Here is a 23,359-nt window from a genome sequence, read left to right on the forward strand (position 1 = left end):
TTTCTAACTGCCGGTTTTAAACAAAGATAACGGAATTGCGCGCTAAAAAGATCGCATAATCTTCTACAACCGCCCCAGCCGGTAATTCAGGCCCACGATGCCCTGCAAACCGGGCCAGAACCGCTTCCAGTCGGTCAGGCCGATGCCGGGCTGGTGGGACATGAAGGTGTCGAACAGAAAATAATCCTTCCGCTTCTGGAGACCAATGAATTTCTGAACGCCCAGGTCCAGGTTCCAGCGGGTCGACAGCCGGATGTTCAAGGCCGCCGTTAGTCCCAAACCCAGCACAAAACCGGCGGCCGTCTGCTCCCGGTAGGTGGACTGCCCGCTGGGAAAAGACTCAATCGTGCCTTCCTGCCGGTAATGCGAACCAATCAGGCTGAGGCCCAGCGGCAAACCGACTTTGGTGTTTTTGCCGTTTCGGCGAATCGCATCAAACCGGTAACCGGCTTTAAAAAACGCTCCCGAGGTTTTCAGATCGTTGACCCCGCAGTCGCAGGCATACCCCCGCCGAAAACCGCCAAATGAGTTCTGGTGCGTATAACCCGCCTGGAAGGTAATTGCCCACTGATTCAAATTCGGGCTCCAGGCCGAGGTGATTTCCAGTGACCGACCCGGCAAAGTAGCCAGATTCGTGCCGATCTGGCCCTGCCAGCCCTGCGCCTGAGCAAGTTGAGATGAAATGGTCAGGAACAAAAAGAAAGGGAAACGAAGATTCATCAGGCTGGAGTCAAGGTAAAAAAGTCGGTCAGCCCCGGAAGGCCGACCGAACGAATGGGGCTTATTTCTTTTTCTTTTCCAGAATTTCGACCAGGATATACCGGATGCTGGAAGCATCAGCGGGCGGGTTTTTTACCCGTTTCCGTTTGATACTCAGGGTGTATTCATACCCGGCTTCGTACGTAAATCCCTCAATTCTGGTATATTGGTACGTCCAGCTCGTGTCGCCTTCCATCCTGACCAACAGGCATTTCTGCGGAGCCACGCTCACACAGTCCACCTGATGATCGGCCACCTGCATGGTGACGACTTTGGGTTTGAGGTAACGGTCTTCACAACTCGAGAACAGGAAGACAAAACAAAGAAAAAAGTAGGCGAAAATGCGGTTCATGGCACGAAGTATTTGTTGTGGTTGCTACTATTTCCAGGGACCTGTTTTTCAGAATAGGGGTTGTAAAACCGGCTTGAAATTTTTAAAAAGTCATTTAGCGGTTTTTTGAAGCTTTTGCTTAAAAAAGTCGGCCGTCGCCTGGCCCACTTTCAGCGCATTGCTGTGGCGCATCCAGTGGTGCGTATCATCCGGAATTACCAGCGTTTCCATCGGAACGCCTTTCGCTTCCAGCCGCCGGACCAGGTCGGTGCTTTGGCTGAACCGAACGTTGCGGTCGTCGTCGCCGTGAATGATCAAAACCGGTGAAGTCCAGGTGCCGACGGACGAAACCGGGGATGATTCCCAGGCGGTTTTTGTCGCCAAATCGGCATCCGGAATGGGTTCGGCCGAACTGGCGGGTGCTGCCGACCGGGTGGTGGTCCAGTTGTGTACCCCGTGAATATCAACCCCGGCCGCGAACAATCGGGAGTCGCGGGCCAGCGCCAGGGCCGTCAGATAGCCGCCATAGGAACCGCCGTATAGGCCGATGCGGCCCGCGTCGATCTGGGGCTGTGTGGCCAGCCATTCCGCTGCCGCTTTAATGTCCTGGTATTCCGACGCCCCGGCCGCTCCGCCCCTGGCCGGGAGGTGAAACGCATGGCCGTAACCGATTCCCAGCCGGTAATTGACCGATAAAACCGCAAACCCCAGACTCGTTAAATACTGATTGTAGGCGTAGGCATTGGCGTAATAATCGGAATAATTCCAGCCCAATTGCATCTGCCGCGATGGCCCGCCGTGAACGTAAATAATGGCCGGAACGCCTTTATCCGGTTTTTTACCCGAACCGCTCGCCGGTTCAAACAATTGGGCGTGAATCGCCAGGCCGTCCGGTGTGTTCAAAATCACCTGTTTGGGCGTTACCAGCTGGTTGGTGGGGAAGTGGGCGGGAATCAAATTTTCGCCCAGCAGCTTCGGCGTTCCTTTGGTGAACGGCATGACCGCGGGCAGGGGTGGTCGCTGGGCCGTGGCACTGATCAGGGCAATGCTCGAACCGTCACCCGTAATTACCGGCGTCCATTCCAGGCCCGTTCCGGGTGTCAGCACTTCCGGGGCGGCTTTGTCAACGGGCACGCGCACGACGTGGCGCCGGTCGATGTCCCGTTGGTCGGGGCCGGTATTTGCGCTAAAAACCAGCCACTTGCGGTCGGCACTCAACTGAATGTGCTCGGCCATGAACGAACCGGGCGTCAGCAGCAGCGGTTTTCCACCGGAGGACGGGATCGAATACAGGTGGGGCCAGCCGTCCTGGTAGGAAACAAAAACAATCCGGTCACCGGCGGCCCAGTGCAGGTTGATACCGCCGTGCGTCGTTGGCACGGAACCGGCCAGGGTTTTAGGCGCCTGCCAGAGGGAAGCGCTTTTTCCACTGGCGATATCGATGGTCCAGAGCGACCAGGGCTGGTGTTTGCGGGCCAGCAGCGAATCCGGGGCTCCGCCCGTTCCGGGGGTCCGGACGAAGACGATTTTGGTCCCGTCGGGCGACCAGCGCGGGGAGCGATCCCGCGAAAAGGAAGGGGCCAGCCAGTGGATGGGGGTTTCCGGATTGGTGTAAATGCCAACGAATGCGTGGTCCCCGCGGTTGGAAACAAACGCCAGTCGGGAACCATCGGGCGACCATTGCAGGGAACCGGATTCGCCCCGGGCCGTAACTACGTTTTGGGACGAAGACCCGTCGATCGCTGCGGTCCAGACCTGGTTAGTTTTGAGGAAAGCCACCCGGTCATTTTTTGGCGAAATCAACGGTTCGTCACCTTCGGAGAGGGCCTTGGGCTCGCCACCGGCGAACGGAACGCTCCAGATTTTTACGTTGATCGGAACGGGGGAGGAGGAAGTATTAACCGGCAGGGCTTCGTCCCAGTTCGAACCGTGATCCCCACCCCGCGCAAAAACCACCCATTTGCCGTCGGAAGAGATGGACAAACTCGTAATTTCCTGGCCGTCATCGCTTGTGTAATTGGTGAGTTTTCGGGGTGTAAACGCCGGCCCTTCAGCCACATAGACGTTTCGCTTTCCTTCCTGATTGAACACCCACGCGATTTTTGATCCCTGCGCCGACGCCGTCAGATCGGAAGGAAACGGGTAGCTGCGGACGGATTCCAGACTGAACGGTTGGGCCAGTACGGCCAGATGCCCGAACAGCAGAAGGCTCAGGAGGAGAAGTGGTTTCATAAATCGGGCTTGTATTCGGACGCCTGAAAGTAAGGAGAGAAAAGGGATTTCGCAGCGAATATCGGGGTTTGTCATAGAAAAAGGCCTTTGTTTTACGCCAATTTCTCCGAATCAACCGCCGGGCGGCCCCGTCCGCGAAATACCTTTAATAACTCACCGGTAACAAACAAATCCTTTTGGCCGCGGGTTAACTAAGTCTACGCTAGGTCTATCACAATTCCCCCAATCTAATGAAAACCACAACCCAATCGATTGAGCAGCTCAGCATCAATACCGTTCGGGTATTGGCCGCCGATGCCGTACAGAAAGCCAATTCCGGGCACCCCGGTTTGCCGATGGGCGCGGCTCCAATCGGGCACATACTCTGGACGGAAGCCATGAATTACAACCCGAAAAACCCGGACTGGCCCAACCGCGACCGGTTTGTTCTGTCGGCGGGACACGGTTGTATGTTGCAGTATTGCTACCTGCACCTGACCGGCTACGACCTGAGCATGGACGATCTGAAGCAGTTTCGGCAGCTGGACAGCCAGACGCCCGGCCACCCGGAATACGGTTTATCGAAAGGAGTGGAGATAACTACCGGGCCGCTGGGGCAGGGATTTGCCAATGGCGTTGGGTTTGCCATTGGGCAATACCACCTGGCCGCGCGGTACAACAAACCGGATTTTCCGATTTTCGACTACAAGATTTACGCCCTTTGCAGCGACGGCGACATGATGGAGGGCATCACTTCCGAAGCGGCTTCGCTGGCGGCTCATTTGCAACTGGGCAACCTGATTTATTTTTACGACGACAACCACATCTCCATCGAAGGCAGCACCGACCTGACGTTCACGGAAGATGTGGCCCAGCGGTTTCTGGCCTACGGCTGGCACGTGCAGGTGGTGCCCGACGGCAACGATCTGGAGGCTTTGTACCAGGCCGTGAAAGCCGCGCAGGACGAAACCAAACGGCCCTCGCTGATCAAAGTGCGGACCCACATTGGTTACGGAAGTCCGAACAAATCCGATACCGCCGACGCCCACGGTTCGCCCCTGGGACCGGATGAAGTCAAACTGGTGAAGGAAAACTTTGGTTTTGATCCGGAAAAGTCGTTTGTAGTACCCAAAGATGTGCTGCATTATTACCGCGAAATTGGCAAGGAGCGGGCGAAAAAGGAAGAGAAGTGGAACGACCTCTACAAGGCGTATAGGGCGAAATTTCCCGAACTGGCCGACGAATACGAATGGGTGAGCAACGGGAAACTGCCGAAAGGCTGGGAGAAAAAGATCCCGGTTTTTCCGGCGGGAGACGAGAAAATTGCGACCCGGAAAGCATCGGGTAAAGTGCTCAATGCCATTGCCGACGACCTGCCGCACCTGATCGGCGGTTCGGCGGATTTGTCGCCCTCGACGGACACCGACCTGAAAAATTACTATTCGTTTTCGGCCGAAAACCGGGCGGGACGCATCTTCCACTTTGGCATCCGCGAACACGCGATGGGCGCCATTCTGAACGGGTTGGTCGTGACGAAGGGGATCATTCCCTACGGGGCCACCTTTCTGGTTTTTTCCGATTACCTGCGGCCCACGATCCGGCTGGCGGGGATTATGAAAATCCGTCCGGTTTTTATCTTTACGCACGACAGCATCGGTCTGGGGGAAGACGGCACCACGCACCAGCCCATCGAACACCTGATGGCGTTGCGGGCCATTCCGAATCTGGTGGTCATTCGCCCGGCCGACGCCAACGAAACCGCCCAGGCCTGGCGGGTAGCCATCGAGCATCCGGGCGGGCCGGTTGCCCTTATTCTGACGCGACAGGGCCTGCCGGTGATCGATCAGGAAAAATACACCCCGGCGACCGAACTGGAAAAAGGCGCCTACATCCTGTCCGATTCGGAAAAGGAACCGGAGGTGATTCTGATGGGTACGGGTTCGGAAGTTTCGTTGTTGCTGCAGGCGCAGGAGCAACTGAAAAAAGAATCGATCGCGGCCCGGGTGGTGAGCATGCCGTCCTGGGAGCTGTTCGACCGGCAGGAGGCTTCCTACCAGGAAAAGGTGCTGCCGAAAAAGATTAAAAAGCGGCTGGCGGTGGAAGCCGGGGCGGTTTTGGGCTGGTACAAATACATCACCGATGAAGGCGATGTGCTGGGCATGACCTCGTTTGGCGAATCGGCCCCGGCGGAGGATTTGTTCCGGAAGTTCGGCTTTACAGTGGAAAACGTAGTCAAGCAGGCCAAGGCGTTGCTGTCATCCTGATTCGCTATTCACCATTCATTATTCACTATTCATTATTCGCTATTTAAAAACGAACCTTGAATAATGAATAGTGAACACTGAACACTGAAAACCGTATACCGTAAACTGAACTCCCATGAAAATAGGCATTGCTGCCGATCACGGCGGATTTGAACTAAAGGAAACCCTGCGCGATTTTCTGACCAACCTGGGTTATGACGTGGTCGACTTCGGGGCTCACGCGTACGAAAGCACGGACGACTATCCCGACAAGATTATCCCGCTGGCGCAGGCCGTTTCCCGCCGGGAAGTGGAGCGGGGCGTGGCGGTTTGCGGCAGTGGCGTCGGTGCGGCCATCGTGGCCAACAAGATTGCGGGCGTACGGGCGGCTTTGATCAACGATCATTTTTCGGCGCATCAGGGTGTAGAAGACGATGATATGAACTTAATTTGCCTCGGCGGACGTATTACAGGAAACCGGGTAGCCGAAGAATTCGTCCGGGCATTCCTGGAAGCCCGCTTCAGCGGGGCCGACCGACACCTGCGCCGGTTGAATAAAGTGATTGAGCTGGAGCAGAAATAATTCGTATCGTTTAATGGTTGACGTCTCACGTTTAAGGCGCTTGCTGATAACGGGGTCGTAAATCATTAAACGTCAACCATTAAACCTTAAACGAAAAATGGCAAATCGCGTAAAACAAATTCACGAGTTGGGTCAGAGCATCTGGCTGGATTTCATCGACCGGAAAATCATGGATTCGGGTGAACTGCAAAACCTGATCGACGAAGACGGCGTTCGGGGCATCACGTCGAACCCGGCCATCTTTGAAAAAGCCATCAGCAGCAGTTCGGATTATGATGAAGACATCAAGAAATTAGCGAAAGAAGCGAAAAGCAACGAGGATATATTTTACGGTCTGGCCGTCAGCGACATTCAGCGGGCGGCTGATTTGTTTAAGCCGGTTTACGAAGAGGAGGTTCGGGGTGCCGATGGCTACGTGAGTCTGGAAGTGTCTCCGCACCTGGCGCTGGATACCGACGGAACCACCAAACAGGCGCGCCAACTCTGGAAAGCCGTGGACCGGGAAAACGTCATGATCAAAATACCGGGAACGGCCCCCGGTTTGCCCGCCATCCAAACCGCCATCAGCGAAGGCATCAACGTGAACGTAACGCTGTTGTTTGGCCTGGATCGCTACGAAGCGGTGACGGACGCCTACATTTCCGGACTGGAAGCCCGCGTGGCGGCCGGTCAGCCGATCGACGGCATTGCGTCGGTGGCGAGTTTCTTCCTGAGCCGGATCGACGTGATGGTGGACCCGATTCTGGACGAAAAAGGGTTGCCGGAACTGAAAGGCCAGGTCGCGATTGCCTCGGCCCGCAAAGCCTACGAAATCTACAAACGCGTGTTCAGCAGCGAGCGGTTTGCCAAACTGGAAGAAAAAGGGGCCAAACCGCAGCGGTTGTTGTGGGCCAGCACGAGCAGCAAAAACCCGGCGATTCCGGATACGAAATACGTTGAAGAACTGATTGGACCCAACACGGTGGATACGGTGCCGATGGAAACGCTGGAAGCTTTCCGCGACCACGGCGTGGCCGAAAACCGGCTGGAAAACGACCTCGATAAATCGACCGCCATTCTGGCGCAACTGAAAACCTCCGGCATCGACATCGACGAAATCACCCAGAAGCTGGAAGACGAAGGCATCGATAAATTCAACAAGCCGTACGACAAACTGCTGGCGGCCATCGAAACGCAGAAAAAATCGCTGGAAACGGTTTGATAGGGTACGGTTTTCGGTTTCTGGTCGGCTGACGCATTCAGCGTCCAACATTCGATATTCATTATTCGATCGTAAAGAATGACCGCGTCAGCCGACCCGAAACCGTATCCTGAAAACCGTAACCTGTAAACCTGTCTCCTACTAAACTTACACGCCCCAATGGCTGAAACGAAGTATAATTTTGGCATGATCGGTCTCGGTACGATGGGCCGAAACCTGCTCCTCAACATGGCCGACCACGGTTTTCCGGTGGCCGGTTACGACATCAATCCCGATCAGGTGGCCGGTTTTGAAAAAGAAGGCGAAGGCAAACCCGTCAAAGGATTTACGGATCTGGCGGCCATGACCCAAAGCCTGTCCACGCCCCGGGCCATCATGATGCTGGTGCCCGCCGGAAAACCGGTCGATAATGTGATCGAAAAACTGCTGCCGCTGCTCGAACCCGGCGACATCATCATCGACGGCGGGAATTCGCATTTTACCGACACCGTCATTCGGGATAAGTTCCTGGATGAGAAAGGGTTCCACTTTTTCGGAATGGGCATTTCGGGCGGTGAAGAAGGCGCCCGCAAAGGACCGAGCATGATGCCGGGCGGTGACAAACAGGCGTATCTGACGCTGAAACCGATTTTTGATGCCATTGCCGCCAAAGTGAACGACGATCCCTGCGTGACTTACATCGGACCGGGCGCTTCGGGCCATTTTGTCAAGATGGTCCACAACGGCATTGAATACGGGCTCATGCAACTCCTGGCCGAAACCTACGAAATTCTGCGCAAGGGCCTGCAACTGGATAATCAGGAGCTATACGAGCTCTTCAAAACCTGGAACGAAGGCCGCTTGCAGTCGTTTCTGGTCGAGGTGACGCGCGATATTTTCAACTTTAAAGAAAACGGTTCCGATCAGTATCTGGTCGATTTGATCAAGGATCAGGCCAAGTCCAAAGGAACCGGCAAGTGGACGTCGCAGGTGGCGATGGATCTGGAAGTGCCCATTCCGACCATTGATATGGCGGTGGCGATGCGCGACCTGTCCAAGTACAAAGCCTTGCGGGTCCGGGCCGCCACCGTCTACGGCGGTGAACCGGCTGCCCTGAACGTCGATAAAGACGAGTTTTTGAAATCCGTCGAACAGGCGTTGTATTTCAGCACCATCATGACCTACGCGCAGGGGCTCGACCTGCTGTACCGTTCCTCGATTGCGTACGGCTACAATCTTGATCTGGCGGGGATTGCCAAAATCTGGCGGGGCGGTTGCATCATTCGGGCAGCTTTGCTGTCCGATATTTACAACGCCTACGAAAAAGCGCCCAGTCTGGAACACCTGCTGCTCGACGAGTCGGTTCGGGAACTGGTGGCCCGGAGCGTCGGCGGTATGCGGGCGGTGGTTACGGCCGGCATCACGGCGGGGCTGGCCATTCCGGCCTACGCGTCGGCCCTGACGTTTTTCGACTCGTTCCGGACCGAAAACATGCCCTCGAATCTCATTCAGGCGCAACGGGATTATTTCGGAGCGCACACCTACGAACTTATTGGCAAAGAAGGCGTTTTCCACACCCACTGGACGCCACTACCTGGTAAACCATGAAATCAACGCTAAAACCGCAACCCACCGTGTTTGTTATTTTCGGTGGAACCGGTGACCTGGCCTGGCGCAAGCTGGCCCCGGCTTTGTACAATCTGTATCTCGACGGCTGGATGCCCGAGCACTTTTCCATCGTCGGAACTGGCCGCACGCAACTCAGCGATGCACAGTTTCGCGAAAAGCTCCGGGAAGGAATCGACAAGTTTTCGCGCAGCGGCAAGTCCAGCAACGAGCAGTGGGAAACGTTCAGCCAGACGATTTACTACCAGGTCTCGGACCTGAAAGATGCGAAAACTTACCACGAACTGGGCACCCGCATCGAAGCGTACGAAAGCGAGTGGAACCAGAAAGCCGACCTGATTTATTACCTGGCGGTTTCGCCGAATTTCTTCCCGATCATTGCCGACAACATTGCCAAAAAATGCCCGAAAGACGGCCTGGACCGCACCCGGATTGTCATTGAAAAACCGTTCGGGCACGACCTGGAATCGGCAAAGGCGCTGAACGCGCAGTTGCAGGGCATCTTCGATGAAAAGCAGATTTACCGCATCGATCACTACCTGGGTAAAGAAACCGTGCAGAACATTCTGGCGTTCCGGTTTGCCAACTCGCTGCTCGAACCCATCTGGAACCGCAATTACATCGACCACGTCCAGATTTCGGTGACCGAGCAGCTGGGCGTCGAAGACCGGGGCGGTTATTACGACGGAGCCGGGGCCATGCGCGACATGATCCAGAACCACATTCTGCAACTGCTGTGTCTGATTGCGATGGAACCGCCGATCAACCTCGACGCCGACGAAGTGCGCAACCGCCGGGTGGATGTGCTGCGGTCGATGCGCCGATTTGATGCCGACGCCATCCGGTTTTCGGCCGTTCGCGGTCAGTATACTCACGGCTGGATCGAGGGCAAGGAAGTGCCGGGCTACCGGGAAGAGCCGGAAGTGAATCCCGACTCCAACACGGAAACGTTTGCCGCCGTGAAGTTTTTCGTGGACAACTGGCGCTGGCAAAATGTACCGTTTTACGTCCGGACGGGCAAGCATTTGAACCAGTCGTCCTCGGTGATTTCGATCCAGTTCAAGAACATTCCGCACTCGATTTTTCCGGCGGAAGCCGCCGAAAACTGGCAGCAGAACCGCCTGATTTTCAGTATTCAGCCCGAAATGAGCATTCGCCTGCAGATGCAGGCCAAACGCCCCGGTCTGGACATGACGCTCAATCCCGTGGATCTGGTGTTCGACTACAGCGGCACCTACGCCGGAAAACCGCCCGAAGCCTACGAGACGCTGTTGCTCGATACCATGATGGGCGACCAAACCCTGTTCATGCGCAGCGATCAGGTGGAAGCCGCCTGGGAACTGATCATGCCGATTCTGCACGCCTGGGAAAACAAAAAGAGCCTGAGCTTTCCGAATTATCCCGCCGGGTCGTGGGGCCCCGAAAACGCCGAAGCGCTCATTGCGCAGGACGGTTTTCACTGGTTCACACTTCCTTTAAACGGTAAACACGGATGAGCCAGCCGATTCTGCATATTTTCGAAACCGACGCGCAGGTGCTGGTGGCGCTGGCCGACTTTTTTATCGAAACCGCCAAAAATGCGATTGCCGACACCGGCCGGTTTTCGGTGGCGTTGTCGGGCGGCAGTTCGCCAAAAAAACTCTACGAACTGCTTGCGACACCCGACTACAGCAGCCGGCTGGACTGGGAGAAAGTCGATTTTTTCTTTGGCGACGAACGCTACGTGCCCGCCGGCCATCCGGACAGCAATGCGCTGATGGTGACGAACGCCCTGTTCGAGCCGTTGCGCATTCCGGCGGCTCATATTTTTACCGTCGATACGAGTCTGCCCCCGGACGAGGCTGCGCAGCGGTATGCCGAAGCTATTCAGAAGCGGTACCAGGCGGTTCAGGTTCGATTTGATCTGGTGCTGCTGGGACTGGGTGATAACTCGCACACGGCCTCGCTGTTTCCGCACACGCCGGTTTTGCACGACAACTCGGTTTCGGTTAAGGCGGTATTTCTGGACGATCAGAAGGTGTACCGCATCACGATGACCGCACCGTTGATCAACCTGGGCCGTCATCTGGCGTTTCTGGTCTACGGAAAAGGCAAAGCCGAAGCCGTGGAAGCCGTGTTGAACGGGGCCGAAGACATTGAAAATCACCCCGCCCAGTTGATTCGAAAGGCGGAAGGCGAGGTTCACTGGTTTCTCGATGAGCCAGCGGCTTCGGCCTTATCGAACTAGGCGGATGCAGAAATAGAGTATTGTAAAAGCCGGATACTGAAAAGGATCCGGCTTTTTTGCAACACTACTATATAAGATTCAGTAATATAAAGAAAGACTAGTTACGCTCTATTCAATCAAACCTATTTTTCCAATGAAAACGGTGTCTATTATGCTAGTTTTACTGATCGGTTGCCTGGGATCTTCCTCCGGCCTGCTGCATAGTCAGAGCCTGGCATCGGTCTTACACCCGGAAGGGGGTTTTCACCGGGAAACGTTGAAAGCAGCAGAAAAGAAGCTGCGGTTTTTGATGAAATCAACCGATTTCAAAACGCTGAAAGCCCGGCGGTTTTCTTCGTCGAAACCGGCTGAAACGAGGTTTAGCCTGCCATTTGATCCGCGAAAGAACGGGCAGACTTTGGGCGTTTATTATTTTATACCCACCGAAGGCCTGTTGGACCGGCCGACTGTTGAAATTCTCGATGGCAGGGGAAACCCGACAAGCCTGAAAAAACGGTTTTTCCTGCAGGACGGATTGATCGTGTATGACGTTTTTCCGCTGGAATTGCCGCGTAACTTTACGGAAGATCAGGTCCGGTTTAAGGCGTCAACACCCGGAAAGTTCCTGGCCTTTTTGAATTGACGCTCGTTCTATGTATCTACCGGAATTAATCCAATTTCCGATGCCATTTCTCCGATTACTCTGGCAGGTTCCGGTGGCTTTGCTGGTGGGCGCGATTCTGGCGCTTCTGGTCAACGAATACGCCATTGCCCGGCCCAGTCAACGCACAAAAGACCTTGCCTATGTCGCTGCTGATTCACCCGATTTCAGTCCGGAGCGGCACGTGCTGGATGTCTTTTCGCCCCGCCGGAAAACCGCAGGGCGCCGGCCGGTTGTCCTGTTTATTCACGGGGGCAATTGGGACAGTGGCAGCAAAAATCTCTACACCTTTGTGGGTCGGCGGCTGGCCAAACAGGGCGTGGTGGCCGTGATGGTGAGTTACCGGCTTTCCCCGGCCATTCAGGTGCCCGGTATGGCCGATGATTGCGCCCGGGCGCTGCGCTGGACGACGCAGCACATCGCCGGGTTTGGCGGTGATCCAGACCGGATTTTCGTGATGGGGCATTCGGCGGGCGGTGGGCTGGCCGCTTTGCTGGCGACCGATCGGGCCCTGTTGACCCGGTGGGGGCTGAAGGCAAAAACCGTCAAAGGAGCGATTCTGGACGATCCGGCCGGTTTGAACATGTTCGATTACCTGAAGAAACTGGAATACCCCGGCGATGAACAGTACTTTGTTCCGTTTGGAAAGGATTCGACGGTTTGGCGGGCCATGTCGCCCTATTATCAGGTCTCGGCCCAAAGCCCGCCGATGTTGTTGTATACCGGCAGTAAAACGTATCCGAGCATTGCCAGCAGCAGCCAGAAGTTCCACCAGCGGCTTCTGAACCTGGGCATCAAACACGAATATAAAATTCTGCCGGGGAAAAAGCACGTCGGCATGGTCACGCAATTGTTTTGCCAAAACAATCTGATCTACCGGGAGTTACTGGAATTTGTCGGTCAATCGGCAAGGGAATAAAAGCCTTTTTCTCCTTTTTACCCTCACCTCTCTACTTTCAATTCCTTAAATAATCCGGTACCGGCAGCGACGCACTCGATTCATCGGGGATGGCGGCCCGGCGGACGGTTTCAATTGGCAGAACGCCCGACCAGATTGGCAGCTCTTTGTCTTCCGGTTCGTCGTTGGGGCCGCCGGTCCGGAATTTGGCGGAGGCTTCGGTCAGCGAAAAAGACAGCACGGTGGTTTTGCGAACTTCGCTGGCGGTTTCGGGACGCAAATCCTCCCAGCGGTTCGGGATCAACTGGTTGGTAATCAACGCCAGTGCGTTTACTTTCTGCTCGTATTCTTCAATTTTTTCAGCCTTGGCAAAAATGATGACCGAGCGGTAATTGACCGAATGACTGAATGCCGATTTTGCCAGCACCAACCCATCGATCAGCGTCACGGCGATGCAAACCGGGATGCCTTTCTCGATTTCCCGGATAAAATGGCTGCCCACGGAGCCATGAATCAGCAACCGGTTTCCGTCGCGGGCGTGAGCCGTCGGGATGGACCACGGCTGCCCGTCGATGGCGTAACTAATGGTGCAGAATAAGGCTTCGTCCAGAATTGCGTAAATGGATTCGGTGTCGTACTGGGCGCGTTTGGCCAGGCGGCTGGGGGTGGTTTGTGGCGTTTGCATACAGGTTTACGGTTTTCGGTTTTCGGTGTACCGTGTACGGTTTTCAGTATTGCCGGGCCGACGTTTCGCCGGGCCGATTTTTGGTGTACGGGAATTGGTTTTGTTGCTTACTGTTTCGGACTCTGGTTTGGTGTTCATTATGATAAGCCGAGGCTCAGCCGAAAACCGAATACCGAAACGTCGGCCCGGCGAAAACCGGATACCGTTCCTCAAAATTGCTAACTTGCCGGACTAGATAAATCATCCGGTTTTTGAAAATCCAGTAGTCCGGTTTTATGCTCCCTTTCAAATCATTAATCCGCATCGACAAAGCGGCTGAAGACGCCGTATTTCTGCAACTGGCCGGCCAAATCCGGCGGCTGATCGGTGCGGGCGTTTTGCCGACGGCTCAGAAACTGCCGGGGACTCGTCAATTGGCGGGTCTGCTGCAACTGCATCGAAAAACCGTCGTGGCGGCTTATGACGAATTGCTGGCTGAAGGCTGGCTGGAAGCCCGGGCGGGGAGTGGAACGTTTGTGGCTACTCAGTTGCCCGTGGTGTTGCCCAAAGCGCTGGACCAGGAAAGGGATTGGCCCAAAGCCCGGACTGAAGCCGGTTTTCAATTCGCCCAAAAACCGCACTTGAGTCGGCCGGTGCTGCTGATGAACGACGGGTTGCGACTGGATGATGGTTTTCCGGACATTCGACTGGCGCCCATTGACGAGCTGGCGAGGGCGTACCGGAGTTATTTTCACTGGGGCAATCCGCAGCAACATTTCGGCTACGGTGATCCGAAAGGCAACCGGCTGCTGCGCGAGGAATTATCGGTTTTTCTCAACGAAACCCGCGCCCTGCGCATCACGGCGGACAACATTCTGATTGCGAGGGGCAGCATCATGGGCATTCATCTGGCCAGTACGCTGCTGCTGGAACCGGGGCAGACGGTGGTGGTGGGCGAAACCAACTGGCTGGGTGCGAACATGAATTTTCGGCAAACCGGCGCGGAGGTTCACACGGTTCCGGTCGATCAGCACGGCATGGATGTGGAAGCGCTGGCGTCCCTGTGCGAGCGTCGGCCGGTTCGGCTGGTGTACGTGACGCCCCACCACCACTATCCGACCACGGTGACCTTGCCGCCCGACCGTCGGCTCCGGCTGTTGCAACTGAGCCGGCAATACGGTTTTGTGATTCTTGAAGATGATTACGATTACGAGTTTCATTACCTCCGGCGACCGATTCTGCCGCTCGCCAGCGCCGACGCCAACGGTATGGTGATTTACATCGGTTCGCTGTCGAAATCGGTGGCTCCGGCGTTTCGGATTGGCTACGTGGTGGCGCCGGAAACCGTCATCGACGAACTGGCCCGCTTGCGCCGGATCATCGACCGCCAGGGCGACGCCATGCTGGAATTTGCGGTGGGGCAGTTGTTCCGGAACGGCGCCATGAAGCGGCACCTCAAAAAAGCCCATCAGGCGTATGCGGCCCGCTGCCAGCATTTCTGTTCGCTGTTGAAAAACGAGTTGGGGGATTCGGTGCAGTTTGCGCAGCCGGAAGGCGGTTTAGCGGTCTGGACCCGGTTTGATTCCGCAATCGACCTGAAAACCCTGGCCCGGAACGCTCAACGGGAGGGGCTGAGTTTCGCCGACGGACTCGCGCACAATCCGCCCGGTCAGCAACTCAACAGCACGCGGCTGGGCTTTGCCTCGAGCACGGAAGCCGAGCTGGAACAAAGCGTTGCCATTCTTAAAAGGCTGATTTTGAGGACTACTTAACGGCTACTCAAACTGAAAGGCAAAATAGGTGCAGGAATTTTTGCCGGTGTTCTGAATGCCGTGGGATATGTTGGACTCCAGAAAAATGACATCGCCCACCTCCGCCGGTTTCAAAACGCCGTCGATGCTTTCCTGCGCGGAATGTTCGATCAGTAACAAAATTTCGGCGGCCCGGTGGGTGTGGGGCGGATGGCTCCAGAGGCCGGGATTCAGGGTGGTGACGTGCATTTCAAAGCGTTTGCACATAACGGTCGATTGGTCGAACAGCCGCCGGATGCCCCCTTTGTCGTGCGGTTTGTAGGGTACTGTTTTCCAGTCGATCCAGAACGATTGGCCCGCCATCCGGGTCAGATCCAGGTCCGGCACCTCTTTCGACGTATACCGCATCTGGTAAAACGTGACCGGTTTAGGACTTTTGTTCGCAATCCGGTGGGCGTCACCCGGCAAAACCAGGACGACGGAGCCGGGGCCGAGGGTGGTGGTTTTCGTCTCCAGCGTAACCGTCAAATCGCCCTCTTTGACAATCAGCATCATCTCATCGTCCAGCGTCTGAACGGCGGGCGTCGGCTGCCCGGGAAAAACCGTGATTCCCCGCACGCTGAAGTCGTTGAAATCCCGCGTAGTGCCCTCCAGAATAACCCGCTCTTCGTACCCGGTTTTTTGGACAACCGGCGACTGCTTCCAGGAATAGACGCTGGAGGGAATAGTTTGGGCGTGGGTGGGTTGAAAAATACAGCCAAGGAGCGATAGGAGAAGAAACACTTTCATTCAATGAAATCCGGGAAAAAGGATGAACATTCAGGATGTAATAAAAAGGTTAAAACTAAACTTTCATACTATCCACTGGGTTAACTTACCAGCTTTATCCGAATGTAAAACCGCATTACTTTCCAGAGTTTATGGCAGAAATAATTAAAACCGCCCTCATTACCGGCGGATCGAAAGGCATTGGCTACGGCATTGCCGAAGTGTTGATCAAGGACGGAATCCGGGTGGCCATCACCAGCCGCTCGCAGGAAAACGCCGAGGAAGCGGCCGCTTCGCTCAATACACTGAACGACGGTTTTGCGCTGGGCATTGCCGCCGACGTCCGCGATCTGGTGTCGCAGCAACGGGCGGTTGATGCCATCATTCAGCAGTGGGGGCGACTCGATTACGTTATCGCCAACGCCGGCGTCGGCCACTTCGCGCCCGTTCAGGAACTGACCCCCGAGCAATGGACCGAAACCATCGACATCAACCTGACCGGCGTGTTTTATTCCATCAAAGCCACGCTCGATGAGCTGAAAAAGTCGGAAGGCTACTTCATTACCATTGCGAGTCTGGCCGGAACCAACTTCTTTGAAAACGGAACCGCCTACAACGCCAGCAAGTTTGGACTGGTCGGTTTTACGCAGGCGCTGATGCTCGATTTGCGGAACGAGGGCATTAAAGTGACCACCATCATGCCCGGGTCGGTGGCGTCGTATTTCAACAACCACGAACCGAGTGAGAAAGACGCCTGGAAAATTCAGCCCGAAGACATTGGCCAGATCGTGGCCGACCTGATTCACCTGCCCGCCCGGACGCTGCCCAGCAAAATTGAGGTGCGCCCGACGCGGCCCGGCGGAAAGTAATTTTTGCAAAGGGGAGCCGAAGAGAAAAGACGGGCGGGACTGGCGGCCCCGTGCGCCGGGGCAAGTTCGTTGGACGTGTGGGGCAATTTCGGCAAATCCGTTATCTTTAGCGGTCGTCAAATTCGCTCGCTATGCTCACTCGGCTCCCTTTTTTTGCTTTTTTGCTGGTCGGTTTTTTCGGATTCAACCCGGTTTTTTCCCAGGCCATCACCTCCGCCCACATTGATCAGCTGGTGGAAAACACGCTGAAAACGTTTCAGGTGCCGGGCATTGCCGTTGCGGTCGTGAAGGATGGCCGCGTAATCCATTCCAAAGGCTACGGCGTCCGCTCGCTGAAGTCCGGGCAGAAGGTCGATCCCAACACCCTGTTTGGTATTGCCTCCAACAGCAAGGCGTTTACGGCGGCTGCGCTCGGGATGCTGGTCGATGAAGGCAAACTGCGGTGGGATTCGAAGGTGATCGATTTCATTCCCGAATTCCGGCTCTACAATGCCTACGTGACCGAAGAGTTTACCGTGCGCGATCTGCTGACGCACCGCAGCGGCATGGGCCTTGGCGCGGGCGATCTGATGTTTTTTCCCGATTCGACCGATTTTACGCTGAACGATGTCATCCATAACCTGCGGTATCTGAAGCAGGTATCCGGTTTTCGGACCAAATACGATTACGACAATCTTTTGTACATGGTGGCCGGGGAGGTTGTGAAACGGGTGACGGGCCAGAGCTGGGAGGAGTTTGTCGAAAACCGCATCATGCAGCCGCTGCAGATGGAAAACAGCCGGACGTCGTTTGCGCGGCTGCCGAAAAATCAATCCAATGTCATCGACGCCCACGCCGTGCTGGAGGGCAAATTGCAGGTGATCAAACGCGGAACGCTCGATGCGGGCAACTCGGCGGGCGGTATTTACAGTTCCATCAACGACCTCAGCAACTGGGTGATCATGCAGCTCAACGGCGGCAAATACGGCGACGGCCTGAAAAAAACGCTGTTTAGCGCCCGGGTGCAGAACGACATGTGGACGCCCCAGACCCTGATTCCGGTCAACGATCCGGGTCCCTACAACACCCATTTCAGCGCCTACGGCCTGGGCTGGTTTCTGAGCGATGTCAAAGGCTACAAACAGGTGACGCATACCGGCGGTTTGCCCGGCATGGTGACGCAGGTGACCCTGCTGCCTGAACTGAAACTGGGGATCATTGTCCTGACCAACCAGCAAACCGGAGCCGCTTTCACGTCCATCAGCAACCAGATCAAGGATAGTTACCTGGGAATCAGCGGTACGGATCGGGTCAAAGAAGCCCGGAACCGGATGCGGGCCAACACCGATTACGGTGACAAAATAACGCGCGAAATCTGGAAAACCGTCGAAACCGAGAAACAGAATACGGCCGCCAAACCGCCCATTTATTTCTATACCGGCACTTTCCGCGACAACTGGCTGGGCGACGTTATGATTACGGCCGAGAACAACAAACTACTCTTTACGGCGAAACGATCACCACGCTTATCCGGCGAATTGTTCTATTACAAAGGCAACACCTTCGTGGTTAAATGGAACGACCGCAGTCTGGAAGCGGATGCGTTCGTGATGTTCGGGCTGGATTACGAAGGAAAACCGGTGTCGATGAAAATGAAAGCCATTTCGCCCCTGACGGATTTCAGCTACGACTTCCACGATCTGGATTTTACGAAAGTAGACAAGAAGGAATAAACAACGACAGGCAAGATTGACAGGACGTTCTTCTGCGTGGGTGATTGGCGTTAAAGACTCCCGACCTTATTGAACGATTTTCTAAAAATGTTCGCGTAAAGGTCTGACTATGAGTGGCAGACGAAAAGTCGTCACCGCGCTATGGCAATTTTATATTTTTTTCCTTTCATTTTTTCATCTTTGACGCGCGCCAGCAACTGACCGACTTTGGGCGTGCGGACGGCGGCAAAGGAAGCAAAATCCTTGACTTCGATTAACCCCAGATCGCCTTTTTCGAGACCGCCTTTTTGCGAAAAAAAACCGACAATGTCCACTTTGTTGAGCTTGTTTTTCTTGCCGCCACTGACGTAAATCGTTTGAAATTCGGGCGGTTCGGGCAGCGGGTACGTGTCGGCCAAGGCGTGTTCTTCCAGGGAATCGGGAACGTAGCGGGGGCGGTTTTCGTCGGGGTGAAGCAGCAGATACGCCGTGCCGGAAGCGAGCATTCGGGCGGTCCGGCCGTTGCGGTGGATGAACTCGTGTTCGTGCAGTGGCAATTGGAAATGGATGACGTGCTTCATCTCCGGAATGTCGAGTCCGCGGGCGGCTAAATCCGTGGTAATCAGGTACCGAACGCTGCCGTTGCGAAACTGAATCAGCGCCCGTTCGCGTTCGTCCTGCTCCAGGCCGCCGTGGTAAAAAGCCGTCCGGATGCCCCTGGCGTTCATAGATTCACTGACCAGTTCGGCGTTTTCGCGCAGGTTGCAAAAAATCAATGCCGCTTCCGAGTTGAGCGAGCCAATCAGCCGGAACAGCGTGTCGGTTTTGTCGGTATCGAAGGCCGCCACCAGCCGGGTCGTCAGGCTTTTGAGTCGGTCGTCGTCAGGAATGAAATTGAGCCGGGTGGGCGAACGAACTCCGGTAAAATCCGGGATCGAAACGCCGGAAGTGGCCGACACCAGCACCCGTTTCCGGAGATTTCGCAAACGCCCGATGATGAACGCCATCTGGTCGTGAAAACCCAGTTCCAGCGATTTGTCAAATTCGTCCAGCACCAGCGTCTGAATCCCGTCCGGGTCAAACGTCGCCCGGTCGAGGTGGTCGGCAATCCGGCCCGGTGTGCCGATCAAAACGGCGGGCGGACTACTCAGATTCTGAATTTCGGTGGCCATTGGATGCCCGCCGTAACAAACGTTGACCTTGTAGCTCGTTCCCATTTTCCGCCAGACCTGCTCAATTTGCAGCGCCAGTTCGCGGGAGGGAGCCAGAATCAAAGCCTGAACTGTTCGTTGATCCGGTTTCAGCAATTGCAGAACGGGCAGCAGAAACCCGAGCGTTTTTCCGGAACCGGTCGGCGCCAGGAGCAAAACCGCCTTTTCCTCTAAAACAGCTTCCCATGCGGTTTTTTGCATGGGATTCAGGGCCGAAATGCCCAGATTGGCCAGAATGGGAGCGGGGTCGTGGGGAGTGTTCATTTGGTAAAAGTAATGGATGCTGGGTAATTCAGCGTTTATTGCCCATTTTTGTCTTTTTAGGGGTAAACCGGAACGCGGCTTGAACGGATACAACGAATCGCTGCTAATAAGCTGAACAAAACTTTTCAATCCATTTAAGCCGCCTTCCCATCAAAACAGCAATCCGAGTTATGAAAGAACAATCACGCAGAACATTTGTCAAAAGCGGCCTGGGCGCGGGTCTGGGAATGGGTTTGTCCGAATCAGCACCGAAGGAATTGTTTGTCCACCACGTTTATTTTTATTTGAAGAACCCGGGCAGTGCCGCCGATAAAGCCAAACTCATTGAGGGCCTGAACAAACTGGCTAAAGTGCCGACGATCAAGCTGGTACACATCGGCGAACCGGCGCCCACCACGCGTTCGGTGATCGAGCGTTCCTATGCGGTTTCGTGGCTGTGTTTTTTTAACAACCTGATGGATGAGGAAATTTACCAGACGCACCCGATCCACCTTAAATTTGTGGAAGACTATTCGTCGCTCTGGGAAAAAGTAATCGTTTACGACTCGGTGGGGCCGAAACGATGAGGAGTTTGCTTTAGCGTAAAGCGAAAAATACCGTATTTCGACCTGCCAACAAACTAACCCCAGTTTCGATGAGAAAACGTATTTTACCGGGTTTATTCCTTTTTCTTGGCCTGGGTCTGCCGACTGTTCGGGCGCAGTCGGGCGCGATTCCTTCCCCGAAAGAGCATTTCGGTTTTAACATCGGCGATGATTATCAGCTCGCTACCTACACGCAAACCGAAGCGTACTTCAAAAAACTGGCCACTTCGGACCGCACCAAACTGGTGGACATCGGGCTCACCGAAGAAGGACGGCACCAGTACATGGTCATCGTCTCGTCGCCCGAAAATCTCAAAAAACTCGACCGATACAAAGAAATTTCCACCAAAATGGCCCGCGCCGAGGGCCTCAGCGACGAGCAGGCCCGCGCAATGGCGGCCGAAGGAAAAGCCGTGGTCTGGATTGACGGCGGCCTGCACGCGACCGAAACCGTCGGCACGATGCAGCTGATCGAAACCGCCTGGCAACTCGTGAGCCGGAAAGATCCCGAAACGCTGCGGATTCTGGATAAGGTGATCATTCTGCTGACGCACGCCAACCCCGATGGGCAGGAACTGGTCAGCAGCTGGTACATGCGGGAACCCAAACCGGAGAAGCGGCAGCTGGAAAATGTGCCGCGTCTCTACCAGAAGTACGCCGGTCACGACAACAACCGCGACTTTTTCATCATGAATATGAAAGAATCGCAAAACATTGGTCGTCAGCTGTTTATTGAGTGGATTCCGCAGATCATGTACAACCACCACCAGCGCGGTCCCGCCGGGTCGGTGCTGGCCGGACCACCGTACCGCGACCCGTTCAACTACGTGTTTGAGCCGCTGATGATTACGGGAATCGACGCCCTCGGAGCGGCCATGATCAACCGCCTGAACTCCGAAAACAAACCCGGTTTTACGCGGCTGGGCGGTTCGGTTTTCTCGACCTGGTACAATGGCGGTCTGCGCACCACGACGCACTTCCACAACATGATTGGGTTGCTGACCGAAATCATCGGTAATCCGACGCCGGAGGAAGTGCCGCTGGTGCCGAACCGCTTGATTCCCAACGGCAATACACCCTTCCCGGTGACGCCCCAGAAATGGTATTTCAAGCAGTCGATCGACTATTCGCTCTCGCTGAACTACGCGACGCTGGATTATGCCGCCCGGCACAGCGATCAGTTGCTGTACAACATTTACCGGATGGGGAAAAACGCCATCGAACACGGCAGCACCGATTACTGGACCTTGTCGCCGAAACGCATCGACGCGATTACGCAGAACTACCAGGACGATTTAAAAAAGAATACGACCGGAACCGCCAGCGCCACGCGACCCGACCAATACGGTTTGCTGCCGCGCGGGGGCGGCATCCCGGTGAAATACTACGATGCGGTTTTGAAAGATCCGGCGACCCGCGACCCACGCGGTTTTATTATTTCGGCCGACCAGCCGGACTTTGCCACCGCCGTCAAGTTCATCAATGCGCTGATCAAAACCGGGATTCAGATTCAGGAGGCCACGGCGGATTTTACCGTTGCCGGCAAGAAATACCCGGCGGGTTCGTACATCGTGAAAACCGATCAGTCGTTCCGGCCGCACGTGCTGGATATGTTTGAACCGCAGGATCACCCGAACGATTTTCAGTACCCCGGTGGCCCGCCGGTTCGTCCGTACGATGCCGCCGGCTGGACGCTGGCCTTCCAGATGGGTGTGAAAGTGGATCGGGTGTTGGATGGCTTTGAGGGGCCTTTCAGGAAATTACCGTACGGTGAATTGCAGTCACCGAAGGGCAAAGTCGATGCTGGTGCGGCTGCGGGCTACGCGCTGAGCGCGCAGGCCAACAACGCTTTTCTGTTGGTGAATAATCTGCTCAAAGCAGGCGTCGAGGTATTTCGTATGCCCAATGGCGTGAGCGGGAAAACCGGCCTGGCTGCGGGCGCGTTTTTTATCCCGGCATCGGCCAAAGCAAAAACCGCCCTGGATAAATCGGCCCAGGAATTGGGTCTGGTGGTTACGGGCATGGCCAAACGGCCTACCGGTGCGCTGGTGAAAGTGAGCCCGATGCGGATTGGTTTGTGGGATGCCTACGGCGGTTCGATGCCGTCGGGCTGGGTGCGCTGGCTGATGGAGCAGTACCATTTTCCGATGCAGGTACTTTATTCGCAGGACATCGACGCCGGTGATCTGAAAAAGAAATACGACGTCATCGTTTTTGTAACCCGCGCGATTCCGGCGGTGGGCGCCGGGGGCGGTGGGGGTGAAGGCGGCTACGCCAGCCGGGAGCCCAAAGTGGAGGAAATTCCCTCGGAGTTCCGGCCGTGGCTGGGCAAAATCACCGCCGAAAAATCGGTGCCGCAGTTGAAGGCGTTTCTGGAAGCGGGCGGCAACATCGTCACCATCGGCAGCAGCACGAACCTGGCTTACCACCTGGGTTTGCCGGTGAAAAATGCGCTGGTGGAAATGACCAGCACCGGTATTGAGCGGCCGCTGCCGAACGAAAAATACTACATTCCGGGCAGCATTCTGCGGGTGAGTCTGGACTCAACGCAGCAGGCCACCTGGGGAATGCCGCAGCAAACCGATGTGTATTTTGATGCCAGCCCGGTTTTTAAACTGGCGCCGGATGCCGTTGCGAAAGGCACGGTAAAACCGCTGGCCTGGTTCTCGACCAGCAAACCGCTCCGCAGTGGCTGGGCCTGGGGGCAGGCGTATTTGCAGGATGGCGTGGCCGCTTTCATGGCGCCCGTCGGCCCCGGCAAGTTCTACGCCTTTGGGCCGGAAATCACCTTCCGCGCGCAGGCCCAGGGGACGTTTAAACTGCTGTTCAACCAGTTGTATTCGACAGCGGTGCAGTAAG

19 protein-coding genes are annotated in these 23,359 nt (G+C 55.6%); 13 read left to right on the forward strand and 6 right to left on the reverse strand.

Annotation, left to right across the window (positions count from 1 at the left end; genetic code table 11):
* Nucleotides 1-63 precede the first annotated feature (63 nt).
* From ACYVHX_RS24415 to ACYVHX_RS24425, 3 genes are all read right to left on the reverse strand, one after another.
* Nucleotides 64-720, reverse strand: coding sequence for a hypothetical protein (locus ACYVHX_RS24415; protein WP_460674319.1), 657 nt, complete (start codon nucleotides 718-720; stop codon nucleotides 64-66).
* 61 nt (nucleotides 721-781) lie between these two features.
* On the reverse strand, nucleotides 782-1,111 hold the full coding sequence (locus ACYVHX_RS24420) for a DUF4377 domain-containing protein (RefSeq protein ID WP_460674320.1): 330 nt from the start codon (nucleotides 1,109-1,111) through the stop codon (nucleotides 782-784).
* A gap of 90 nt (nucleotides 1,112-1,201) precedes the next feature.
* Nucleotides 1,202-3,322 (reverse strand): S9 family peptidase, encoded by a 2,121-nt coding sequence (locus ACYVHX_RS24425; RefSeq protein WP_460674321.1) that lies wholly within the window; start codon nucleotides 3,320-3,322, stop codon nucleotides 1,202-1,204.
* 230 nt (nucleotides 3,323-3,552) lie between these two features.
* On the opposite strand from ACYVHX_RS24425, the gene tkt reads away from it, so the two are divergent.
* The 8 genes from tkt to ACYVHX_RS24465 all read left to right on the forward strand — a co-directional run bounded on the left by tkt (nucleotide 3,553) and on the right by ACYVHX_RS24465 (nucleotide 12,719).
* Nucleotides 3,553-5,565 (forward strand): transketolase, encoded by a 2,013-nt coding sequence (gene tkt / locus ACYVHX_RS24430; RefSeq protein ID WP_460674322.1) that lies wholly within the window; start codon nucleotides 3,553-3,555, stop codon nucleotides 5,563-5,565.
* Nucleotides 5,566-5,680: 115 nt separating this feature from the next.
* On the forward strand, nucleotides 5,681-6,127 hold the full coding sequence (locus ACYVHX_RS24435) for an RpiB/LacA/LacB family sugar-phosphate isomerase (protein WP_460674323.1): 447 nt from the start codon (nucleotides 5,681-5,683) through the stop codon (nucleotides 6,125-6,127).
* Between the two features lie 97 nt (nucleotides 6,128-6,224).
* Complete coding sequence (gene tal, locus ACYVHX_RS24440) at nucleotides 6,225-7,328, forward strand: transaldolase (RefSeq protein ID WP_460674324.1); 1,104 nt, start codon at nucleotides 6,225-6,227, stop codon at nucleotides 7,326-7,328.
* A 159-nt stretch (nucleotides 7,329-7,487) separates the two neighbouring features.
* Nucleotides 7,488-8,915, forward strand: coding sequence for an NADP-dependent phosphogluconate dehydrogenase (gene gndA / locus ACYVHX_RS24445; protein WP_460674325.1), 1,428 nt, complete (start codon nucleotides 7,488-7,490; stop codon nucleotides 8,913-8,915).
* Nucleotides 8,912-10,429, forward strand: a complete 1,518-nt coding sequence (gene zwf / locus ACYVHX_RS24450; RefSeq protein ID WP_460674326.1) for a glucose-6-phosphate dehydrogenase — start codon at nucleotides 8,912-8,914, stop codon at nucleotides 10,427-10,429. The genes gndA and zwf overlap by 4 nt, the downstream gene beginning before the upstream one ends.
* Nucleotides 10,426-11,160: a 6-phosphogluconolactonase gene (gene pgl / locus ACYVHX_RS24455; RefSeq protein WP_460674327.1), complete on the forward strand. Its 735-nt coding sequence runs from the start codon at nucleotides 10,426-10,428 to the stop codon at nucleotides 11,158-11,160. Before zwf ends, pgl begins: the two co-directional genes overlap by 4 nt.
* Before the next feature lie 151 nt (nucleotides 11,161-11,311).
* On the forward strand, nucleotides 11,312-11,782 hold the full coding sequence (locus ACYVHX_RS24460) for a hypothetical protein (protein ID WP_460674328.1): 471 nt from the start codon (nucleotides 11,312-11,314) through the stop codon (nucleotides 11,780-11,782).
* Nucleotides 11,783-11,822: 40 nt separating this feature from the next.
* On the forward strand, nucleotides 11,823-12,719 hold the full coding sequence (locus tag ACYVHX_RS24465) for an alpha/beta hydrolase (protein WP_460674329.1): 897 nt from the start codon (nucleotides 11,823-11,825) through the stop codon (nucleotides 12,717-12,719).
* A gap of 37 nt (nucleotides 12,720-12,756) precedes the next feature.
* Here the strand turns inward: ACYVHX_RS24465 and ACYVHX_RS24470 are convergent, their stop codons facing one another.
* Nucleotides 12,757-13,383, reverse strand: a complete 627-nt coding sequence (locus ACYVHX_RS24470; RefSeq protein WP_460674330.1) for a pyridoxamine 5'-phosphate oxidase family protein — start codon at nucleotides 13,381-13,383, stop codon at nucleotides 12,757-12,759.
* A gap of 275 nt (nucleotides 13,384-13,658) precedes the next feature.
* Here ACYVHX_RS24470 and pdxR point away from each other — a divergent pair, with 275 nt between their 5' ends.
* On the forward strand, nucleotides 13,659-15,134 hold the full coding sequence (gene pdxR, locus ACYVHX_RS24475) for a MocR-like pyridoxine biosynthesis transcription factor PdxR (protein WP_460674331.1): 1,476 nt from the start codon (nucleotides 13,659-13,661) through the stop codon (nucleotides 15,132-15,134).
* 3 nt (nucleotides 15,135-15,137) lie between these two features.
* Here pdxR and ACYVHX_RS24480 read toward each other — a convergent pair whose 3' ends face one another.
* Nucleotides 15,138-15,902 (reverse strand): cupin domain-containing protein, encoded by a 765-nt coding sequence (locus ACYVHX_RS24480; protein WP_460674332.1) that lies wholly within the window; start codon nucleotides 15,900-15,902, stop codon nucleotides 15,138-15,140.
* A 131-nt stretch (nucleotides 15,903-16,033) separates the two neighbouring features.
* Here ACYVHX_RS24480 and ACYVHX_RS24485 point away from each other — a divergent pair, with 131 nt between their 5' ends.
* Both ACYVHX_RS24485 and ACYVHX_RS24490 read left to right on the forward strand, forming a co-directional pair.
* Nucleotides 16,034-16,750: an SDR family oxidoreductase gene (locus ACYVHX_RS24485; RefSeq protein WP_460674333.1), complete on the forward strand. Its 717-nt coding sequence runs from the start codon at nucleotides 16,034-16,036 to the stop codon at nucleotides 16,748-16,750.
* A 131-nt stretch (nucleotides 16,751-16,881) separates the two neighbouring features.
* The gene (locus ACYVHX_RS24490) at nucleotides 16,882-18,462 is read left to right on the forward strand and encodes a serine hydrolase (protein ID WP_460674334.1); all 1,581 of its coding nucleotides are present in this window, start codon (nucleotides 16,882-16,884) and stop codon (nucleotides 18,460-18,462) included.
* Nucleotides 18,463-18,593: 131 nt separating this feature from the next.
* Here the strand turns inward: ACYVHX_RS24490 and ACYVHX_RS24495 are convergent, their stop codons facing one another.
* On the reverse strand, nucleotides 18,594-19,916 hold the full coding sequence (locus ACYVHX_RS24495) for a DEAD/DEAH box helicase (protein WP_460674335.1): 1,323 nt from the start codon (nucleotides 19,914-19,916) through the stop codon (nucleotides 18,594-18,596).
* 170 nt (nucleotides 19,917-20,086) lie between these two features.
* Between ACYVHX_RS24495 and ACYVHX_RS24500 the strand changes: the two genes are divergently transcribed.
* Both ACYVHX_RS24500 and ACYVHX_RS24505 read left to right on the forward strand, forming a co-directional pair.
* The gene (locus ACYVHX_RS24500) at nucleotides 20,087-20,482 is read left to right on the forward strand and encodes a Dabb family protein (RefSeq protein WP_460674336.1); all 396 of its coding nucleotides are present in this window, start codon (nucleotides 20,087-20,089) and stop codon (nucleotides 20,480-20,482) included.
* 68 nt (nucleotides 20,483-20,550) lie between these two features.
* Nucleotides 20,551-23,358, forward strand: a complete 2,808-nt coding sequence (locus tag ACYVHX_RS24505; RefSeq protein WP_460674337.1) for a M14 family metallopeptidase — start codon at nucleotides 20,551-20,553, stop codon at nucleotides 23,356-23,358.
* The last annotated feature ends 1 nt before the right edge of the window (nucleotide 23,359 follow it).

The sequence above is a fragment of the Larkinella ripae genome (assembly GCF_054780775.1).

Coding starts and splice junctions, on each gene's coding strand:
- ACYVHX_RS24425 (WP_460674321.1), bottom strand. CDS start 3,322: ATGAAACCACTTCTCCTCCTGAGCCTTCTGCTGTTCGGGCATCTGGCC.
- pdxR (WP_460674331.1), top strand. CDS start 13,659: ATGCTCCCTTTCAAATCATTAATCCGCATCGACAAAGCGGCTGAAGAC.
- ACYVHX_RS24415 (WP_460674319.1), bottom strand. CDS start 720: ATGAATCTTCGTTTCCCTTTCTTTTTGTTCCTGACCATTTCATCTCAA.
- ACYVHX_RS24465 (WP_460674329.1), top strand. CDS start 11,823: ATGCCATTTCTCCGATTACTCTGGCAGGTTCCGGTGGCTTTGCTGGTG.
- tal (WP_460674324.1), top strand. CDS start 6,225: ATGGCAAATCGCGTAAAACAAATTCACGAGTTGGGTCAGAGCATCTGG.
- ACYVHX_RS24490 (WP_460674334.1), top strand. CDS start 16,882: ATGCTCACTCGGCTCCCTTTTTTTGCTTTTTTGCTGGTCGGTTTTTTC.
- zwf (WP_460674326.1), top strand. CDS start 8,912: ATGAAATCAACGCTAAAACCGCAACCCACCGTGTTTGTTATTTTCGGT.
- ACYVHX_RS24495 (WP_460674335.1), bottom strand. CDS start 19,916: ATGAACACTCCCCACGACCCCGCTCCCATTCTGGCCAATCTGGGCATT.
- ACYVHX_RS24460 (WP_460674328.1), top strand. CDS start 11,312: ATGCTAGTTTTACTGATCGGTTGCCTGGGATCTTCCTCCGGCCTGCTG.
- gndA (WP_460674325.1), top strand. CDS start 7,488: ATGGCTGAAACGAAGTATAATTTTGGCATGATCGGTCTCGGTACGATG.
- pgl (WP_460674327.1), top strand. CDS start 10,426: ATGAGCCAGCCGATTCTGCATATTTTCGAAACCGACGCGCAGGTGCTG.
- ACYVHX_RS24480 (WP_460674332.1), bottom strand. CDS start 15,902: ATGAAAGTGTTTCTTCTCCTATCGCTCCTTGGCTGTATTTTTCAACCC.
- ACYVHX_RS24470 (WP_460674330.1), bottom strand. CDS start 13,383: ATGCAAACGCCACAAACCACCCCCAGCCGCCTGGCCAAACGCGCCCAG.
- ACYVHX_RS24505 (WP_460674337.1), top strand. CDS start 20,551: ATGAGAAAACGTATTTTACCGGGTTTATTCCTTTTTCTTGGCCTGGGT.
- tkt (WP_460674322.1), top strand. CDS start 3,553: ATGAAAACCACAACCCAATCGATTGAGCAGCTCAGCATCAATACCGTT.
- ACYVHX_RS24485 (WP_460674333.1), top strand. CDS start 16,034: ATGGCAGAAATAATTAAAACCGCCCTCATTACCGGCGGATCGAAAGGC.
- ACYVHX_RS24420 (WP_460674320.1), bottom strand. CDS start 1,111: ATGAACCGCATTTTCGCCTACTTTTTTCTTTGTTTTGTCTTCCTGTTC.
- ACYVHX_RS24500 (WP_460674336.1), top strand. CDS start 20,087: ATGAAAGAACAATCACGCAGAACATTTGTCAAAAGCGGCCTGGGCGCG.
- ACYVHX_RS24435 (WP_460674323.1), top strand. CDS start 5,681: ATGAAAATAGGCATTGCTGCCGATCACGGCGGATTTGAACTAAAGGAA.